This window comes from Vibrio tasmaniensis, from assembly GCF_024347635.1.
Classification (GTDB): Bacteria; Pseudomonadota; Gammaproteobacteria; order Enterobacterales; family Vibrionaceae; genus Vibrio; species Vibrio tasmaniensis.
Genome location: NZ_AP025510.1, coordinates 1,599,255 through 1,617,749, shown reverse-complemented (window position 1 = coordinate 1,617,749; position 18,495 = coordinate 1,599,255). Strand labels below are relative to the sequence as shown.

15 protein-coding genes and 1 pseudogene are annotated in these 18,495 nt (G+C 43.7%); 10 read left to right on the top strand and 6 right to left on the bottom strand.

Annotated elements, in window-relative coordinates:
• Nucleotides 1–44: 44 nt before the first annotated feature.
• A complete protein-coding gene (locus OCV44_RS07455; RefSeq protein WP_139683913.1) occupies nucleotides 45–2,390 on the top strand; it encodes an ATP-binding protein in 2,346 nt (781 codons plus the stop codon).
• A 1-nt stretch (nucleotide 2,391) separates the two neighbouring features.
• On the top strand, nucleotides 2,392–3,279 hold the full coding sequence (locus OCV44_RS07450) for a mechanosensitive ion channel family protein (protein ID WP_009846738.1): 888 nt from the start codon (nucleotides 2,392–2,394) through the stop codon (nucleotides 3,277–3,279).
• A 116-nt stretch (nucleotides 3,280–3,395) separates the two neighbouring features.
• Here OCV44_RS07450 and OCV44_RS07445 read toward each other — a convergent pair whose 3' ends face one another.
• Both OCV44_RS07445 and OCV44_RS07440 read right to left on the bottom strand, forming a co-directional pair.
• Nucleotides 3,396–5,423 carry a sensor histidine kinase gene (locus OCV44_RS07445; protein WP_139683914.1) on the bottom strand — a complete coding sequence of 676 codons (2,028 nt, stop codon included), beginning with the start codon at nucleotides 5,421–5,423 and terminating at the stop codon, nucleotides 3,396–3,398.
• Nucleotides 5,413–6,876, bottom strand: a complete 1,464-nt coding sequence (locus tag OCV44_RS07440; protein ID WP_139683915.1) for a sigma-54-dependent transcriptional regulator — start codon at nucleotides 6,874–6,876, stop codon at nucleotides 5,413–5,415. The genes OCV44_RS07445 and OCV44_RS07440 overlap by 11 nt, the downstream gene beginning before the upstream one ends.
• Before the next feature lie 303 nt (nucleotides 6,877–7,179).
• Between OCV44_RS07440 and OCV44_RS07435 the strand changes: the two genes are divergently transcribed.
• The 5 genes from OCV44_RS07435 (at nucleotide 7,180) to OCV44_RS07415 (ending at nucleotide 11,942) form a co-directional block, all read left to right on the top strand.
• On the top strand, nucleotides 7,180–7,986 hold the full coding sequence (locus tag OCV44_RS07435) for a substrate-binding domain-containing protein (RefSeq protein WP_139683916.1): 807 nt from the start codon (nucleotides 7,180–7,182) through the stop codon (nucleotides 7,984–7,986).
• A gap of 148 nt (nucleotides 7,987–8,134) precedes the next feature.
• On the top strand, nucleotides 8,135–8,833 hold the full coding sequence (locus OCV44_RS07430) for an ABC transporter permease (RefSeq protein WP_086049425.1): 699 nt from the start codon (nucleotides 8,135–8,137) through the stop codon (nucleotides 8,831–8,833).
• 10 nt (nucleotides 8,834–8,843) lie between these two features.
• Nucleotides 8,844–9,563 (top strand): energy-coupling factor ABC transporter ATP-binding protein, encoded by a 720-nt coding sequence (locus tag OCV44_RS07425; protein ID WP_139683917.1) that lies wholly within the window; start codon nucleotides 8,844–8,846, stop codon nucleotides 9,561–9,563.
• The gene (gene mobA / locus OCV44_RS07420; RefSeq protein ID WP_139683918.1) at nucleotides 9,541–10,125 is read left to right on the top strand and encodes a molybdenum cofactor guanylyltransferase MobA; all 585 of its coding nucleotides are present in this window, start codon (nucleotides 9,541–9,543) and stop codon (nucleotides 10,123–10,125) included. The genes OCV44_RS07425 and mobA overlap by 23 nt, the downstream gene beginning before the upstream one ends.
• Nucleotides 10,125–11,942: a bifunctional molybdopterin-guanine dinucleotide biosynthesis adaptor protein MobB/molybdopterin molybdotransferase MoeA gene (locus OCV44_RS07415; RefSeq protein ID WP_139683919.1), complete on the top strand. Its 1,818-nt coding sequence runs from the start codon at nucleotides 10,125–10,127 to the stop codon at nucleotides 11,940–11,942. The genes mobA and OCV44_RS07415 overlap by 1 nt, the downstream gene beginning before the upstream one ends.
• A gap of 169 nt (nucleotides 11,943–12,111) precedes the next feature.
• Here OCV44_RS07415 and OCV44_RS07410 read toward each other — a convergent pair whose 3' ends face one another.
• A complete protein-coding gene (locus OCV44_RS07410; RefSeq protein ID WP_246091696.1) occupies nucleotides 12,112–12,591 on the bottom strand; it encodes a GGDEF domain-containing protein in 480 nt (159 codons plus the stop codon).
• Nucleotides 12,536–13,018 (bottom strand): annotated as a pseudogene (locus OCV44_RS07405) (tRNA-uridine aminocarboxypropyltransferase); the annotation flags it as partial. The gene OCV44_RS07410 and the pseudogene OCV44_RS07405, both read right to left, overlap by 56 nt.
• A gap of 68 nt (nucleotides 13,019–13,086) precedes the next feature.
• On the opposite strand from OCV44_RS07405, the gene OCV44_RS07400 reads away from it, so the two are divergent.
• Nucleotides 13,087–13,890 (top strand): sterol desaturase family protein, encoded by an 804-nt coding sequence (locus tag OCV44_RS07400; RefSeq protein ID WP_139683920.1) that lies wholly within the window; start codon nucleotides 13,087–13,089, stop codon nucleotides 13,888–13,890.
• Nucleotides 13,891–14,095: 205 nt separating this feature from the next.
• Here OCV44_RS07400 and OCV44_RS07395 read toward each other — a convergent pair whose 3' ends face one another.
• Nucleotides 14,096–16,141: a methyl-accepting chemotaxis protein gene (locus tag OCV44_RS07395; protein ID WP_139683921.1), complete on the bottom strand. Its 2,046-nt coding sequence runs from the start codon at nucleotides 16,139–16,141 to the stop codon at nucleotides 14,096–14,098.
• A gap of 104 nt (nucleotides 16,142–16,245) precedes the next feature.
• On the opposite strand from OCV44_RS07395, the gene OCV44_RS07390 reads away from it, so the two are divergent.
• Complete coding sequence (locus tag OCV44_RS07390) at nucleotides 16,246–16,731, top strand: C40 family peptidase (RefSeq protein WP_017097841.1); 486 nt, start codon at nucleotides 16,246–16,248, stop codon at nucleotides 16,729–16,731.
• Between the two features lie 50 nt (nucleotides 16,732–16,781).
• Here the strand turns inward: OCV44_RS07390 and OCV44_RS07385 are convergent, their stop codons facing one another.
• A complete protein-coding gene (locus OCV44_RS07385) occupies nucleotides 16,782–17,126 on the bottom strand; it encodes a DUF3802 family protein (RefSeq protein ID WP_139683922.1) in 345 nt (114 codons plus the stop codon).
• A gap of 471 nt (nucleotides 17,127–17,597) precedes the next feature.
• Between OCV44_RS07385 and OCV44_RS07380 the strand changes: the two genes are divergently transcribed.
• Nucleotides 17,598–18,464 (top strand): fructosamine kinase family protein, encoded by an 867-nt coding sequence (locus OCV44_RS07380; RefSeq protein ID WP_139683923.1) that lies wholly within the window; start codon nucleotides 17,598–17,600, stop codon nucleotides 18,462–18,464.
• Nucleotides 18,465–18,495 lie beyond the last annotated feature (31 nt).

Genomic DNA, 18,495 nt, shown 5'->3' with positions numbered 1-18,495 from the left:
ATCTAACTATAGTAATCCTAACCTCATAATTCTAAGAGACTTTTATGCGTTCACTATCGCGCTTCTTACTCCTCACTTTAGCCATTCTCTCATGGCCTAGTCATGCCAACTTGGAATATGACTTACAATCTCAGCCGCAGGTATCCGATTCTGCTGTTGACCTCGATGCTCGAATTGATTCGTTACCCGATCCTCTCTTTATGGAGCCGTCGGACCGACGCCAAGTCAATATCTTGTTAGCTGAAGTTCTGCGAGTTCAAAAGCAGGAAATCAAAATCTTCGAGCAACAGATAAAAGCTTATAGAGATAACAACGACGTCGATCAATGGTTTGAGGTTCAAACCAGTTACGTCACTTTGAATAGCTTAAACGTAAGTAAACAACATCTTCTAGAACAGACGAACTCTGCGAACAAAGAGCGCTTAACCGGTTTTGGCCCTTATGGTGTTACCCAGTTTAAGCAAGAATGGGAATTAACTAAGCTCAATATTGAGTATCTTGCATACTTCCAAATCCGAAGCTTCAAGGCGTTAGTTAACGATATCTTTATTTCGCCCGTTCCTGTGATTGGTGCGTCGTTAAAAGTGTTGTTCATCTATTTCGGTTTAGTGTGGTGGCTTGCTAACAGCACTCGCTTGATTGAGTTGTTTCGAATTAACTTTCTTGAAGCGAAGACGAATCCTCCTTTCTTGGTTCGTGTCATTTGGTACATCAGCCGCGCTGAAAGTGCGATTGCTTGGCTAATTGCCATCACATTGTCATTGAGAGTGCTTTCTAGTATCCCTAGTCTGCAACATTTGATTTTCCTGGAGATCTTCACGTGGTGGATTCTAGGTGGTTCGATTGCCATCAGCTTTATTTTGGAATTTGCCTACCGTTTGGGTCGTACATCCAATCAAGAAGTGATCGCGCTGCGCCTATCGACTATCCGCCGTTACGTGTGGAGCTTCATCGTGGCGGGTGTGATTCTGCAAATATCAAGTATTACGCTAGGCAAAGGCACGATTTATAGTTGGATATATAGTGCTCTGTTTTTCTGGTTTGTATTGGTTACGGTTTCAGTACTCCGATTATGGAGAGCGAAGGTCTTCGATACACTTCAACACATCTCTGACCGTCCGGTTTGGGTGAATTGGGCAGTAAACCGTAAGGATACGTTGTTACTTAATATATTGGCGACAGCCATTGGTATCGTGTGGCTGAGCGTTTACAACTTCCAACACCGAATTATGGCCCTTCTGTCTAACTACACGCTGTTTAGCCAAGCTTTGGCGTATCTGTTTAGAATCGAAGTGGCTAAGCAGTCAGATCTCGATAAGAATCAGCAAAACTTGGTTCGAATCAAAGGCGATCAAACCTATGAATACATTCTGCCTGGTAATATAGACAGCACGTTAATTGACTATGCCGGTGACGAGGTTAAGCAACTGTCTCGCTACTTGATGTCAGACAGCCCGGCTATCTGTATTGTTTCAGGTGAGCGTGGTGTGGGCGCGACAACGCTGCTTTATACCTTGCTGCACAAAGTATCTAACGCTGAGCCCGTATATGTAAGCTGCCCTTACGCGGGTTACCAAGAGCTCTTAGCGCATTTAGCCGTGAGCATTGGCTTGGAAGAAGAAGCAACTGAAATTCAAATATTAGCGCACCTTCGTAAGAGCAATACCACTTACCTTATCGCGATAGATAACGCTCAACGACTGGTGAAACCAATGGTTGGCGGTCTGTCTGATTTGATTCGTTTGACCAACCTTCTGCGTCGTTCTAAAAAGAACCACCGTGTCGTGATATCGATCGCCAAATCAAGTTGGCGATTTGTGGATAGAGCGCGTGGTGAGCGTCTGCTGTTTGATTTGGTGTGCTTCCTTCCGCGTTGGACAGAGAAACAAGTGGGTGAACTTCTAAATAGCCGTATCAATACGGAGCTTGAGAAGCCGCTGTCTTTTGATGGCTTAGTGCTCCCTAAGCAATGGGACCAAGATGATATGAGTGAAGAAGAACGTGCACGCCAAGGTTTCTATCGAATTTTGTGGCACTACTCTGATGGCAACCCTACCGTTGCGCTGCGTTTCTTCCGACTCTCTTTGAACCGAAATAAAGAGACAGATCAAGCCGTGGTTCGCTTGTTCCATGTTCCTGAAGCACAGGAGCTAGAAAACATGCCGAAACCTATGTTGGCTGTGCTTCGTTCTATTGTACAACTGGAAATCGCTTCGCCGGAAGTGTTGTCTGAATGTACACAGCTGAGCACGGCAGAGATAACGGGGATTCTGCGTTACTTTGAAAGCCGTGGTTATATTGGTTGGCATGAAGAAAAGGCTCGAATTTCCGAGCACTGGTTCCGCCACATTACTAACGTTCTTGATCGTCAACATCTACTGGTGAAGTAAAATGAAGAAGTTATTTATCCTACTATTTGTTGGCTTGGCAAGTGCTGTCAGTTTCCCGACCTTTGCGACGGAAGAGTTAGCCAACGTAGAAAACATCTCTAAGATAGCGAGCTTGGTGCGATGGAGCGGCGTGTTCTTCTCCATGATCGTTATTGCCGCAATGTGGTTGTTGCTTAAGTTCATCAATTCGTTAGTGACCAGTTTTGGTAGTCAGTTCGTGCAATATCGAATGCTGCTACAAAAACTGCAATCGTTTACTCAGTTCTTTATCTACGTGAGCACCGGTCTTATCGTGTTCATGATGAGCTTTAGAATCAACGACCAAATCTTAGCTTTGATTGGTGGTACCCTCGCCGTGTCGGTCGGCTTTGCGCTTAAAGACTTGGCAGCATCGTTTATCGCCGGCATCACTGTGATGATTGACAGACCCTTTCAGGTTGGTGACCGCGTCACGTTCGAAGGCAACTACGGCGACATCATCACCATTGGTTTACGTTCGGTACGAATGAGAACCCTGAACGATGACATCATTACTATTCCGAACAACAAGTTCTTAAATGAAGTGACCACCAGTGGTAACTATGGCGCATTGGACATGCAAGTGGTGATTCCGTTTTACGTCGGTATGAATGAAGACATCACCCTAGCCCGCGACTTGATTCAAGAAGCCGCGTCTTCAAGTCGTTACATACACTTGCCAAAGCCTGTAACGGTTCTGGTTAAACAGACGATTACCGACAACTACCTAGCGATACAGTTGACGTGTAAGGCTTATGTGGTGGACACCGCGTATGAGAAATTGTTTGAAACCGACATTACCCTGCGTGTGATGAAAGAGTTTAAGAAGCACAACATCAACCCACCGAAGATTTCAGTGGCAGCGCATTAGGCTTAACGGTTTTCATGTTTTGGACGCTCGTAATCGTTTGAAATAACGGCCATAAATAAAAACACCTCCGAACTTATCTTAAGTACGGAGGTGTTTTCTATTCGCGTTATGAACGACTAAAGGTTAGACACTAATAACTGGGGTGTGGCTTTTTGCTGAAGATAGATACTAAAGCGACTTCCCTTACCTACTTCGGATTCAACTCGTATTTCGCCGCCCGTTTGGCTCAAAATACTTTGAGAAACGGACAAACCTAAGCCTGTACCGTCTCTTTTGGTGGTATAGAAAGGAGAGAATATACGTTTCAGTTGTTCTTCCTTAATACCACAGCCCTCATCTTCAACATGAACGATCGCACCATGAGATACTCCATTTTCAACCCAATCTTCACTCGAGATAGTCAATGTGCCCTGTCCGTCCATCGCGTGAATCGCGTTCATTTGCAGGTTCACTAGAATTTGCAGCAATTGGTTTCGGTTCACTTCGACTGAGGTTTTAGCATTCAATTGCGAGACATACACAATGCCTTTCTTTTTTGCGCCTGTTTTTACGAGCGTAATACTTTCATCGACAATTGGATTGATATGTTGCCAAGTGATTTCGTCTTGTACACCACCGTGTCGGCTGTATTGAAGTAAGCTTCGTGTGATGTTTCGGATTCGGTCGATCTGCTCCATGATCGCGTGGACTTCTTCGTCTACACGAGCCACTTCGTCACCTAGTTCAAACTTCATTAGCTCAACGTTGCCTAGAATTACTGCTGTCGGATTATTGATTTCATGGGCAATACCTGCGGTTAACTCACCTAACGCGGCTAATTTTTCGTTGACCACCAGCTTATCTCTAGCTTGGTTGAGAAGCTGGATGTGCAGTTCGAGTTCTTCCGTTTTCTCTTTCAAACTGGCGGTACGAGAATGAACCTTACATTCGAGTTCAGACGCAGCTTGTTGAATCTCTTGATTACGCTCGTGGAGCAGATCTAACATTTTGTCGAACTGTTTCGCAAGCAACGTAAGTTCGTGTTGATCATCCAAACCCAACGTACCGATTCGCTTGTCTTGGCCCATTTGGACTAGCTTTACAACTTTATGGATGCGTTCAATTGGGTTGAAAAGATCGCGTGCACCACGGTGGACGATCAAACCTGAAGCTAACAGCAGTAATATGATGGTGATGCTGATTTCACCAAGGTTAGTCAGATACGTCTCTACGAGTGGCCAGATTAGATAGCCGGTATAAAGCATGCCAATAACGTTATCAAACTGGTCGTGGATTGGTTGGTAAGCGGTGATGTACCAAGCGTCGTAGACATATGCTCGGTCTAACCACTTTTGCCCTTGATTCAATACTTTTGAATGAACCTCATGAGAAACGCGAGTACCAATTGCGCGCCCTGCACTGTCTTCACTGCTTAATGGCACATTAGTGCTGACACGCAGATCATCAAGGAATACGGTAACCGTGCCAATGCGGCGATTAAAACCATCACGTTGTGGATAGATCAAATTGCTGATCTGATCAACTAACTGTGTGCTGTTATTAAGGAGGATCCCGCCATCAAGAAAACCAATAACGTGATCATTCTTGTCTCGAATTGACACAACAGTGCGGCTAACTAAACCCCGAGTTTCAACGTTTTGATTATTGAGCATTGGGACTTCGGCTTGCCTTGCAAGGTTTTGGTCTAACTCGTTGAGTTCATTTTGGCTCAATACACTAAAGAACGATTCTTTGCGTGTCAGGTCGAGGTATTCACGCTTTTTCCCCATGCTCTCAACACTTCTCCAGCGCAAAAAGTCGAGCTCATAGCGAGATTTGTTTTCAGAAACCCAACGTGTGAGCTCTTCCTTTGAAATATCACTCGTAAGTTTGATTCGAAAGTTATAAGACTCAGCGAATGCTTGAACGTTATAGGCCTGTTGGTTTTGAATTAGATGGATACTATTGTCGGCAACGTCCAAACGCTCATCAACATCGATCAAAGCCCCCTGCCACGTATAATGAACAGACCAATACAAAGTGATCGCAACAAGAGCACATAAAGTTAAGATGATCGGCGCTGACGTCAAAAATAACAGACGATAACGCACCATGGTTTTGAACCGAAACGTCCACTTTGACCACCAATGACGTCTAATCGGCATATTCAGAGCCTTCTGTGTTCCAGTCTTTATATTTACGCTCTAGCGTTTTCCGTGCAACGCCGAGGTCTCTTGCAGCTGCGGATTTGTTACCATCATGAAAACTCACCAGTTGCTCGATATGAGATTTTTCTACTTCTTTGAGTGTCCAAGTGTTCGGGTAACCTTCTGCAGCGTCTACGTTATTCAAGTTTGGTATTTCTGCTCCATGTGACACCGTCACTGAAATACTGGTGGGTGCAGGATCGCCATTAATTTCGCGCCAATAGTGCGCTGGTGGCTTGTCTAAAAGAATGCACCTTTCGACTAGGTTCTTGAGTTCGCGAATATTTCCCGGCCATTCGTATTCATTCATCGCCAAAATATCTTCATGCGCCCAGTTTGGGACCGGTACACTAAGTTCACTTGCTAAAAGACGAGTGAAATACGGAACAAGCTCTATTAGATCGGATGGACGTTCTCTCAATGGCACAACATCAATTTTAAGGACATTGAGTCGGTAGAATAGATCGCGACGGAAGTGCCCTTTTTCGACCTCTTGTTGAAGGTTTCGGTTAGTCGCCGCCACTACTCGTACGTCAACGGCAATTTCTTTCTCGCTACCGACTGGACGAATAGTGCGTTGCTCTAACACACGCAACAACGCTGCTTGCATTGGTAGTGGCATTTCCCCAATTTCGTCGAGGAACAAGGTGCCACCACTTGCGACTCTGAATAGACCTTCACGGTTTTTCTTCGCGCCGGTAAATGCGCCAGAGGTATGCCCGAATAGTTCACTTTCAAGAAGTTCTGGGGCGATTGCGCCACAGTTGATTGGTACAAATGGGCCTGTGCGTTTACTCGCTTCATGTACACCACGTGCAACTAGCTCTTTACCTGTGCCTGACTCACCTTCTATAAGAACGGATGCTCGAGAGGGGGCAAATTGACTGATCAGCAATTTAAGCTGTTTGGTTTTATCTGAGTTACCGATTAACTCGGTCTTGATATGACGGCTAACATCACGCTTCAATGCGTATTGCATTCTTTGATCAAGGCGCTTATCCATACAACGTAGTACAGCTTGTATCATTTGTTCCAAATTGAAAGGTTTAAGAATGAAGTCTGAAGCGCCAAGCTTAAGCGCGGATATGGTCATCTCTAGATCAGCATAGCCAGTCATGAAAATAACATCAGCACGTTTGTCGTTGTCGTTAAACGCTTCTTCCCACTCAATACCAGAGCGTCCTGGCAGGTTGATATCAAGAACAATGAGATCAAAATGTTCGCTCGAACGCAGTATTTCAGCTTCTTCAACGGATCCGGCACTCGATACCTTGCCAAAGAACTTACCCAGAGCTTTCTTTAGAATAGCCTGCATCCCAACTTCATCGTCCACGACCAAGACGGAAAATGCTTGATATTGAGTCAATGTGCTGGGGTTTAGGTTCGATGCAGGTGAACTAGGTAAAGACATAATGATTAGCCGCTGGGGAAAGTTGGGACAGAGTGTACCAATTAACCTTTTGTACGACAGGGGCAATGTGCGACATTTTGTCCTAGCTCATGTTTTGATTTATTTTAACGGGGTAAATGACGCAGTTTCGTTTGAAATAACAGCAATTTAATGAAATCTGATGCACTATTTATTGGCATTAAGATTGCTTATAAGGTGTAGATTCCTAATTACAGCAATTAGCGTCTTATGCACATGCCCTTCTTCGAGCCCTTTAAAAATGGAGGCATGTCATTCATTTATAACAAAATGGACATAATAATAATGAAAGCAATTCCTCTAACTATTGCAGCTCTATCTATCGTCAGTTACACGGCTAGTAGCGCAGAAGACATCACTCATATCAAATTGGCAACAACCACAAGCACCTACCACTCAGGTTTACTGGACTACTTGTTACCTGAGTTCGAAAAAGACTCTGGTATTAAAGTCGATGTTCTCGCAGCAGGTACAGGTAAATCACTTCGCATGGGTGAAAACGGCGATGTTGATTTGGTTATGACCCATGCACCAAAGGCAGAAGCGAATTTCGTTGAAAAAGGTTACGGCGTTTTACCTCGTAAGCTGATGTACAACGATTTTGTTATCGTTGGCCCACAAAGCGATCCTGCGAAGATTGAATCTCAAAAAGCAGTGGCTGATGTGTTTAAAGCAATCGCGAACAACAACGTGACGTTTGTTTCTCGTGGGGACGACTCTGGTACTCATAAGAAAGAGATGGGGATTTGGGCGCAAACTAAGATGGAGCCAAACTTCGGCGGCTATCGCAGCGTTGGTCAAGGAATGGGCCCCACTCTGAATATGGCGTCTGAAATGCAAGGCTACACCATGACAGACCGTGGTACTTGGTTGGCTTACCAAAACAAACTTGACCTTAAAGTGTTGTTCCAAGGCGACAAAAACCTATTTAACCCTTACCAAGTGATTCTTGTTAACCCAGAACGCTACCCAAGCATCAACTACCAAGCAGCGAAAGTATTCAGTGATTGGTTAGTTAACCCTAAAGGTCAGAAGCTAATTAACGACTTTAAACTTCACGGTAAACAACTGTTTGTTGCTAGCGCAGAATAGTCGTCATTGCACTATTCTTACAGGGTGAATAGTGAACTCGAAAAGAATGAATAGCTGACTCACCCCGTTTCATTAATCCAGTGTCAGCTATTACCAAAACATCAGCATTACTTTTTAAGACTTATTGTCGCTTTAAACGAGATACATCATGACCCTATGGCAAACAACGATTGATGCAATGAACCTACTGGTGAGTTTTGACCACGAATTGTGGCAAATCGTCGCAGTATCCTTCAGCGTATCTTTGTCCGCCATCTCATTAGTGATTGTTCCTGCAATCCTTTTGGCTTTCTTATTGGCTTATACTGAGTTCCCCGGGAAATGGGCATTGTTATCGGTGATCAACACCCTACAAGCCATTCCTACCGTGGTAATTGGTTTGTTGATGTACATGATGCTTTCTCGTTCCGGCCCGCTCGGTGATTGGCAATTGCTGTTTACCCAAAAGGCGATGATTTTAGGTCAGATGCTGATCTGTTTTCCTATCCTAGTTGCGATGATGCACGGTGCTCTGCAGGCCAGTGACCGCCGAGCGGTTGAAACGGCGCGCACGCTTGGCGTATCAACAACACGTGTGGCATGTACATTAATTTGGGAAACGCGCTTCCCTCTTTTAGCTGCAACTATCGCTGCCTTTTCTCGTATCGTCACTGAGGTTGGTTGTTCAATGATGGTTGGTGGCAACATTATGGGGATGACAAGAAATATCCCAACAGCTATCGCAATGGAAAGCCACAAAGGCGCATTCGCTCAAGGTGTGGCACTTGGTATGGTTTTATTAGCATTGGCATTAGCCCTTAACTTTTTCCTTTCCAGTGTGAGAGGAAAAGGCTACTTGAGAACTTAGGAACGCTGTCATGAGTATAAAAATAACAACGCAGCAGATTTCAATGCGCTACAAAGAGCGTGTTTTGTTCCATATCCCTGAATTGTCAATCGGCCCTAACGATGCCATTTACCTCAAAGGGGATAATGGCGTGGGTAAAACGACTCTACTTAAAATATTATCTGGATTGATTCAGCCAAGTTCTGGCCGCATTCAGTCTCCGACACAAAGCTGGCAGCAGAGCCTATTCCCTAGGCTCAAATTCAAAGACATCATTTACTTGCATCAAACCCCCTATCTTTTTGATGGTTCGGTGTACCAAAATGTCGCTTATGGCATTCGCTTTAATAAAGAGAGTCAAAAAGATAAGCGAGCTCAAATAATTAATGCGTTGAGAATGGTAGGTTTAGAAACCCTGGCAGATGAGCACATTTCTGTGTTGTCTGGTGGTGAGCGCCAACGCGTTGCAATGGCACGAGCTTGGATTCTTAAGCCTTCAATTTTGCTTATGGATGAACCAAGTGCTTCTTTAGACAAAGAATCTATTGAAAGATTGGTGATTATGGCCGAAGATCTTCTTCAGAGAGGCGCGAGTTTGGTCATTACTAGTCACCAAACTAACGCGTTAACCGACTTATGTAAGAAGCAATGGTGGATCAAAGACAATACTTTGACCGAATCGCCGCTTCTGCAAGTTATTCAGAAAGATAAAGCACAAGAGAATATTTATGCTGCTTCCAACGCAAACTAGTTGGGTTATTTTGGCTGGCGGACAGGCCAGTCGTATGGGCGGAAAAGATAAAGGACTCGTTGAGCTCAACGGTTCTCCGCTCATTCAATACGTTATAAACAAGCTGTCACAACAAGATGTCAGCATCACTATCAATGCCAACCGTAACTTAGAGAGTTACCAAGCATTTGCTCCGGTTGTTTCTGATTCCTTCCCTGACTATCCGGGCCCGTTGGGCGGTATCCATGCAGGCCTTAAAAACGCGAACACAGATTGGGTCGGCTTTGTCCCTTGTGACAGCCCACAAATCAGTGATGATCTTGTTGAACGTTTTTGTTCTGCAGTTAAAGAAGACAGTGACATTCTTGTCGCGCATGATGGCGAATTTAAGCAGCCTGTATTTACCCTATTCCACAAACGCGTTCTGCCAAAGCTAGAAGCGTTTTTGGAACGTGGTGACCGTAAAATCATCTTGCTGTACAAAGAGTGCGTCACGGAATATGTCGACTTTAGCGACTCACCTAACTGCTTTGTAAATCTCAACACGCCAGAAGAACTGACCCAATTCGGAACGCTTCAATAATGAATGATTCTAAACAACGCCCTAACCTTCCTCTATTGGGTTTTGCTGCTTACAGTGGCACAGGCAAAACAACCGTGTTGGAAGCTTTATTACCTCTACTGACGAACGCAGGTTTGAAAGTCGGTGTTCTTAAGCACGCTCACCATGACTTTGATGTCGATAAGCCAGGTAAAGACAGCTACCGCCTACGTAAGGCAGGAGCCAATCAAATGCTGATCGCTTCGCGCAACCGTCACGTGATGATGACAGAAACGCCAGAAGCCGAAGCTGATTTTGATTACCTACTGACTCGCTTTGATACCAACACACTTGATCTTATTTTGGTTGAAGGCTGTAAGAACATCGCTTTTCCTAAAATTGAATTGCACCGAGATGAAGTGGGTAAACCTTGGTTGTACCAAAACGATGACAATATCATCGCTATTGCTGCAGATAGCCAAGTTGAATCTGACCTCCCTCAAATGGCGATCAGCGACTTAGAAGCGATTCGTGATTTTATTATCAAATATGCTCACTCATTCGCCTCTTCATCGACAAGAAACAAAACAGCGTCGTGTTCAGAGTCAAAAGACAACACGCCTGCCGTGTGTTGTGATTCATTTTCTCCTGCTGGGCTAACCGTAACGCAAGGTCAACAAAAAATTGTTGAGAGCATTGATGCTCTCGATCTAACAGAGAGTGTCGAGTTAGTGCAAGGTTACGGTCGTGTGTTAGCGGAAGATGTTATCTCGCCAATCAACGTGCCTCAAAACACCAATTCGGCAATGGACGGCTACGCGATCCGTAGTGAAGACCTAGAATTGGACAGCTACAACATCGTTGCTGAAGTCATGGCGGGTCACAGTTACGAACAAATAGTTCAACAAGGTGAAGCCGTTAAGATCATGACGGGCGCACCAATGCCTGAAGGCGTTGATGTCGTCGTGATGCGCGAACAAGCCGTTCAAGATGGCGACAAAGTTCGCTTCCCTGATGCTAAAATTTCTGTTGGACAAAATGTCCGTATGGCAGGTGAAGATTTAGAGATCGGCCAACCCGTCTTTACACGTGGCACCCGCATTGAAGCACCTGAAATGGGCATGATGGCGTCGTTAGGTTTTGGTACCTGCCCTGTCCTGCGTAAAGTTAAAGTGGGCGTGTTCTCTACGGGCGATGAAGTTCAGGCGCCGGGTAGCGAGCAAAAACCAAACTCCATCTACGACTCGAACCGTTTTACGATTATTGGCATGCTTCAAAAGCTCGGCTGTGACATCGTCGATTACGGCATCATTGAAGATGACGAACAAAAGATGATGGATGTACTGCACTCTGCGTCGCTTGAAACCGACATGGTTCTGACTTCTGGTGGCGTGTCTGTCGGTGATGCGGATTACATCAAGCTTGCGTTAGACAAGTTGGGTGAAATCAACTTCTGGCGTATCAACATGCGTCCAGGCCGCCCTCTTGCATACGGAAAAATTGAAGATAAACCTTTCTTCGGTTTACCTGGCAACCCAGTAGCCGTGATGGTGTCGTTCATTAACTTTGTAGAACCTGCAATCCGCAAGCTACAAGGTCAAACTAACTGGACACCTGTTAAAGCGAATGCGGTAGCGACTGAACAACTGCGCTCACGCCAAGGCCGTACTGAATTCAGTCGTGGTGTGTTTTCGATGAATGAATCAGGCGTGCTTGAAGTGAAAACGACGGGTAAGCAAGGTTCAGGTATTTTGCGTTCAATGAGCGAAGCAAACTGTCTAATCGAGATTTCACCAGCGGTAGACACTGTAAAAGCCGGTGAAACGGTGACGATCATTCCTTTGCAAGGTCGTGTTTAATCAATGGTAGGCGTTAGCCTAACATTTTGAACTTAGGCTATAACGACAAAGCCCCTGATACCAAATATCAGGGGCTTTCTTTCTATTGGGGGAAACGCTCAGCTTTGCACTAACGAAAGAGCAGTAATAATACTAAAAGGGGAATCAAACAATGCCTATCTAAACTGAACTAAACAAGCTCTACTTTAAGTAATCTGCAATCGACCAAATTATAGTTGTTACGGCCATTTTCTTTGATTTGATAGAGCTGTTTGTCTGCAATATCACAAATCATTTTGAAGTTTCGATCCACATTGTCACTGGCTAAGTCGACGTTAACCCCACCAATAGAGAGTGTTAATTGTTCCGCATAGAGAGCTTTAGGGTTTGCTAATTTGACTTCATTTAGCATCTTTCGCAGAGTGACAACCTTATTTTCAATATCACCACTACTCTGTCCGAAGCAAATCGCCATGAACTCATCACCGCCATATCTGAAAAGGTAGTCATTCTTGGTTGTGAATGTTTGTTTAAGTAAGCGACTGATAATACGAAGCGCTTCGTCGCCCTCTAAATGCCCATGAAAATCGTTATAAGCTTTATACTCGTCAACAATCTTGCAGATACTCTGAACGACGGAAGATACGTCGCGCTTCGCGCCAACTTCCATCAATGAAAATCAGCAATAGTGTTTTGTTTGGGTCTCGCATTTGTGGCAGGTTTTGAAACACGCGCGATTTGTCATCTGTATAGTCTTCGGGGAACACTACGACAGGTTGATAGTTGTCATCTTTTAAGACATCCAACATTTCCTGATTCGGCTCTGTGCGATGCCATAGATAAGCGTAACTGTCTTTTACTGTATCGAGAATCAATCGACCTGTATTACTTGGTTTCAATATTTCGTTATCTGACAAGATCAACATGGTCGCGACGTTCGTACTTACGTCTGGTTGATGTTCACAGATACAGCTGTCTTGTTTTATTTTACAGAACTCACATCGCACTACTTTACACCCGCGCGCATTAAACGGCTTAGTAGCAATGGATAAACGATGTTGATATAAACGGTGAAAAGCGTGGATTCTCATGGACAATAACGATAAATCTAGAAAAGTGGCACGATTGTACTTACAGTGTCCTTAGAATGATAGAAGGAATACCCATGCAAGACCCATCCCTGCTCCGCCTTGTTTGTTTTATTGTCGTTTTTGGATTGTGTGCGCTTTGGGAGTACCGCTTTCCCCGGAAAACACTGACTCAAAGCAAATGGTTTCGTTGGGGGAATAACTTTGCGTTGGTTGCTTTGAACAGCTTTCTATTAGCCACTCTAATTCCAATCGCAGCATTTCAAGCGGCGGTTATCGCACAAGAAAGCCAATGGGGTCTATTCAATACCCTGTCACTTCCTAAAGAACTCAGCATTCTCATCTGTGTTTTACTGTTAGATTGCGCTATTTACCTGCAGCACTTGGTTTTTCACCGTGTTTCATGGCTATGGAAGTTACACCGAGTTCATCATGCAGATCTAGATATTGATGTCACAACTGGAACTCGTTTTCATCCAATTGAGATGATTCTTTCAATGCTGATTAAAGTGAGTTTAGTGATCGCGCTTGGTGTACCTGTCATCGCTGTTGTCATCTTTGAAATCGTTCTTAACGCCAGTGCGATGTTTAACCACAGCAATGCGCGTCTGCCACTGTGGATTGATAAGCGATTGAGAAAAGTGATTGTGACACCAGACATGCACCGCGTTCATCACTCGGTCATTGTTAAGGAAACGCACTCAAACTTTGGTTTTTTCTTATCGGTGTGGGACATTTGGTTCAAAACCTATCGCGCTCAACCTAAGCTTGGCCATGATAACGTTCAGATTGGCGTTCCTGAGATTCAAGATGGTAAAGAGCAACGGTTAGACTTAATGCTACGGCAGCCATTTACTCGATTCCCGACAACGAAAGACTAAGATCGAATTCAGTTGACTCTCAGTTTATATTGAGAGTCAATCGATCTTAATAACAAAAGCGTCTCCATAACAAACCAAGCTTAATACCAAAGCAAAACGCCCTTAGATTCTTGTGAAAAACTAAGGCCGTTTCTGTATCAATAGGAATTTAAGCGTTGTTAGTGCTTCAACTATTATGCTGTCAGGCTTAACTCAGTACGCTCGTTTATTTCAACACGTACTTATGAAGCATAGCTTGTTGGTGTCCTGCTATCTCTCCGACTTGCTCTGAACTCTCGATCATAGATTCAAGTTGCAGCTTTGTATTCTCGCCTTGTTCAGAAACACGAGTGATCGAATGTGTCACATCGACCGTTGCACGTGCCTGTTGCTCAGTCGCCACCATGATTTGTTCAACACGTCCTTTAATCTGGCTAACCGCCACCTCGATTTTTTCAAACGCTTGTTTCACATCTCCACTGGTTTCCAGTGCATTCGCCATTTCATTTCGCGACTCTGTTACAGACGTCCGTGAGCGATCAGCGGCTGCCACCAATTCATTCATCATATTTCGAATATTAGTGGTTTGCTGAGAAGTATCACTGGCTAGTTTTCTGACTTCATCGGCAACCACTGCAAAACCACGGCCTTGATCTCCTGCTCGAGCTGCTTCTATTGCTGCGTTCAATGCGAGTAAGTTAGTGTTGTCAGCAATGCCGCTGATCATATCGACCATTTCGCGAATCTGTTTAACACGTCCGTCTAAGTCGGCCATCGATTCTTCATTCATGCTTAGAGAGTGTTCTAATGCATGCAGTCGCTGCTGGTTAAGTCCAACAACTTGACTCCCTGTCACTGACTCATTTTCAGCAAGCTGGGCGTCATCATTTGAGGCGTTAGAAATACGTGCAATTTCACCAATAGATGCTTCAAGCTCTGTAATGGTGGTAATCATGTTTTGAAGTGATTCATTTTGCTCGTGTAAGCTTGAGTTAGTTTGCTCTGCGGCATCGTGACTGACTTCCGCTGTTTGATAAAGCGTTTCACAGTTTCGAGTTACCAAACGCACCGAATCAGCGGTTGAGTCGACAACAGAATTAAGTTTTGACGCGATAACTTGCAATTCCAATGGGCCAACTAATTGACTCTGTTTTGAAAAATCGTGTTCCGCGAGTAAGCTCATTTGTTGAGTAATGTTTCTGAGTCCTTTGTTCACCCAGCGACGTAACACCAACCATGAAATAGAAATGATGGCCGTTATCACTAATCCACTAATAAATAGTACTTTGTCTATCGTCGCAATTGTCTGATTGACCACAAACTCGCTTTCATCAATTAAAATGGAAGCGGTGTTCGATAGTTGATTTAAGATCCCTATCACGGTGTTGGCCAGATGAATGACTTTTGCCAAGTCGGCTTCTTGTTGCTCAACAAATTCTAGCTTTTGCAGGATTTGTCTTAATACGCCGTTGTCTGCAAAGCCAGATTTAACCATCTCATAAGGCGCTGTTAAGCTTGCGAACTCTACGATGTCTGGATGCCATTCAGAGAAGTCATCATACGCGAGGTTAATGCCTGCAATTCGATTTCGAAGCTCTCTGTATTCATCTTGCGCTTTTTCTAAGTCTGATTGCATCATCAACATTAGGAAGGTGTTCGCCATTGCAGAAGCACTCGCTGTGAATCGGTTAGCCGCATCGGAAGCCTCTGGGTTGTTCTGAACAAGGAAAGAACTGATACGGTTCATTTCAGGCCCGATGGAACTCACACCATAGCGAAACTCAGTGACTTGGGCATCGATGAGGTTTTGCTTATTCTGAATTTCAATTTGAGACGACAACACTTGGCTGGTCATCAATTGTAAGGTCGCCATGTTCTCGGTTAAGTTTTGTTTTTGTTCAACGGAAATCGCGTCAGGAAAAGATTGGGATATGAAGAGGAGTTCTTCTAGTGTTTGGTTACTTTCGGCAACTAACACGTCGATCGAGTTGCCTGTTGTGTTAAGCGTATTGAGGTCGGTTGATTGGGTGCTATAAGTAAGAAGTTTTACCTGCTCCAATACGCTTTGTGTTAATTCGGCGTTGTGTAATGCGAGAGGTAATGCTTGTTCTGAAAGTGCTTCAAAATGGCCCCCGACCCGATCGACGCCTCGGATACTGACCAAAGATAAAAAGATGACGAGTAAAAGAATGGAAATAAATACAGCGGTGACGGTTTGAATGAGCGAGAATGTATAACGTGAAGGTTTTATTGATAAATTTGTGTCGGGCATGTGAAATCCAGTTTGACTACGAAAAAAGATATCCTTAAGTTAGTTCGTATACTAGAAGTCCTTGATGACGTTTATATTTCAGTTTTTTGTCAGAAGAGTTACATATGAAATTCAGAAAAATGGCTGTAGTTACAATAACTTTAGCAACATTGGCTGCTTGTAGCTCGACGCCATCCCCTTCTCAGCTTAGTCAAACCGCACACAAGCCTCTGTCAAAGTTAGAGCAATCAACGACTAATGCGTATATGAGTGTGTATGAACAGTGGAAAGGTGTGCCATATCATTTCGGTGGGACATCATTTAGAGGCGTAGATTGCTCTGCTTTCGTTCAAATCGCAGTGCAAACTGCAACCCAGCAAGCCTTGCCGAGAACCACAAAAGATCAAGTTAAAAAGGGAAAGGAAATAGCGTATGGACAGGCAATAAGTGGTGACTTGGTGTTTTTCAAAACATCGATGACGGTACGACACGTGGGTGTATATTTAGGAAACAATCAATTCCTACATGCTTCGACATCGAAAGGTGTCATTATATCGAGATTGGATAACCCTTATTGGGCTTCTAAATTTTGGCACTTTAGGCGTTTATAGCGATTTAAACGCCTATCACTGTTTACTACGGTAAATGTACAAATAAATAGTTAGTCGTATTTAGCGACAGCAGTATCAAACAGATTTTTCACTAATGCGATGTATTCATCTAGGAATACTATTTGTTCGTTAGTCGCTTTCTTTGCCCAGACACCAGCTAAAACTTCACCTAAATCAGCTACCACTGAATCCGCTTCTTTCAAAAGTTGAAATCTAACGCTCGAATGTAACTCTGGGTTTTGCTCGAAAATAGCCATGATGTTCGTGGATATCATGTCAGTGATGATGTCTTCTACACTTTCATTGCCTGTATCGCCATTAGTATTAGTAAAGACATCCAAGTTAAATGATAAGTGTTCGATCAAAGCTAAATAGCCATCGGTTTCTACAACCACAATAAATCTCCGTTTAAGCTCTAGAGCAGATTAATATGTACCTGCCTAATACTATGTATATGGATCTGTTTGTCATCTCTTTATTACTAAAAACTGTATTAAATTGATCCGAGTTAGCATTATGAGCTTAAATAACAATCAAAACGCCGTAACTACACTGAACGCTCGTCAAATATAGCTGAAGATTATCCCAACCTATTTCTTCAATTCTTTTGTATAAAAGTTATCGCGCCGTGAGATTAGTTCCAAATTATTCCACTACGTTGTTCTTGATTTCTGTTTGTATTTCAAAGGGCTTGAATCAGTTCGAGTTCACAAATCAGCCAATTGATTCTACATACAGTGAAGAAGAGATAAGAACATTGACGAGTGCGTCTATAAATTGCTCAGATTTATCCTAAACTATTGCTAGTAAACAAACAGTATTCATAACCTTCAATTTTTTTAACTTTCAGTCTTTGAGGATTTCCTATGTGGCAGGCCATTTCTCAACAACTTTCAGATACTCTTCTATTTAACTTTCAGATTACTGAACGAACCAAGGTTTCTGGTGGTGACATTAACGATTGCTATATGATCAGCGATGGTAATGAACGCTACTTTGTAAAAGTGAACCAGCGAGAATTTTTACCTAAGTTTGAAATTGAAGCTGAGAACTTACGCTTGTTAAGAGAAACTTCTACCGTTTATGTGCCTGAGTTGGTACTGATTGGCAAAACCAAAGAGTGCTCATTCATTATTCTCAATTACTTGCCAACCAAGCCGCTTGAAACAAGCAATAATAGCTATGACTTTGGCGTTCAACTTGCCCAATTGCATCAATGGGGCGAACAGAAAGAGTTTGGTTGTGACCAAGACAATTATATTGGTAGCACCCTTCAACCTAACCCTTGGCATAAGAAATGGGGGCGCTTTTTCTCTGAGCAACGCATTGGCTTTCAACTGCAATTGTTAAAAGAAAAAGGCATCGAATTCGGTGATATCGATGACATTGTTGATGTAGTGAATATGCGTCTTGCAGGCCACAACCCTCGCCCTTCTTTGCTTCATGGCGACCTTTGGAACGGTAACGTTGCTAACTCAGCCTTTGGACCCATCTGTTACGACCCCGCTTGTTATTGGGGCGATCATGAATGTGATTTAGCGTTAACTGAACTGTTTGAAGGGTTTTCTAAAGAGTTTTATGAAGGTTACCAGAGCGTCAGTGCCCTCGACGTTGGCTATACTGATCGGAAAGACATTTATAATTTGTATCATCTTCTCAACCACTGCAATCAATTTGGCGGCGAGTATTTAGCACAAACTGAGGCGTGTATTCAGAAGATACAGGCCGTTTAATACCAATCACAGCTAGTTACTGCGATCGATA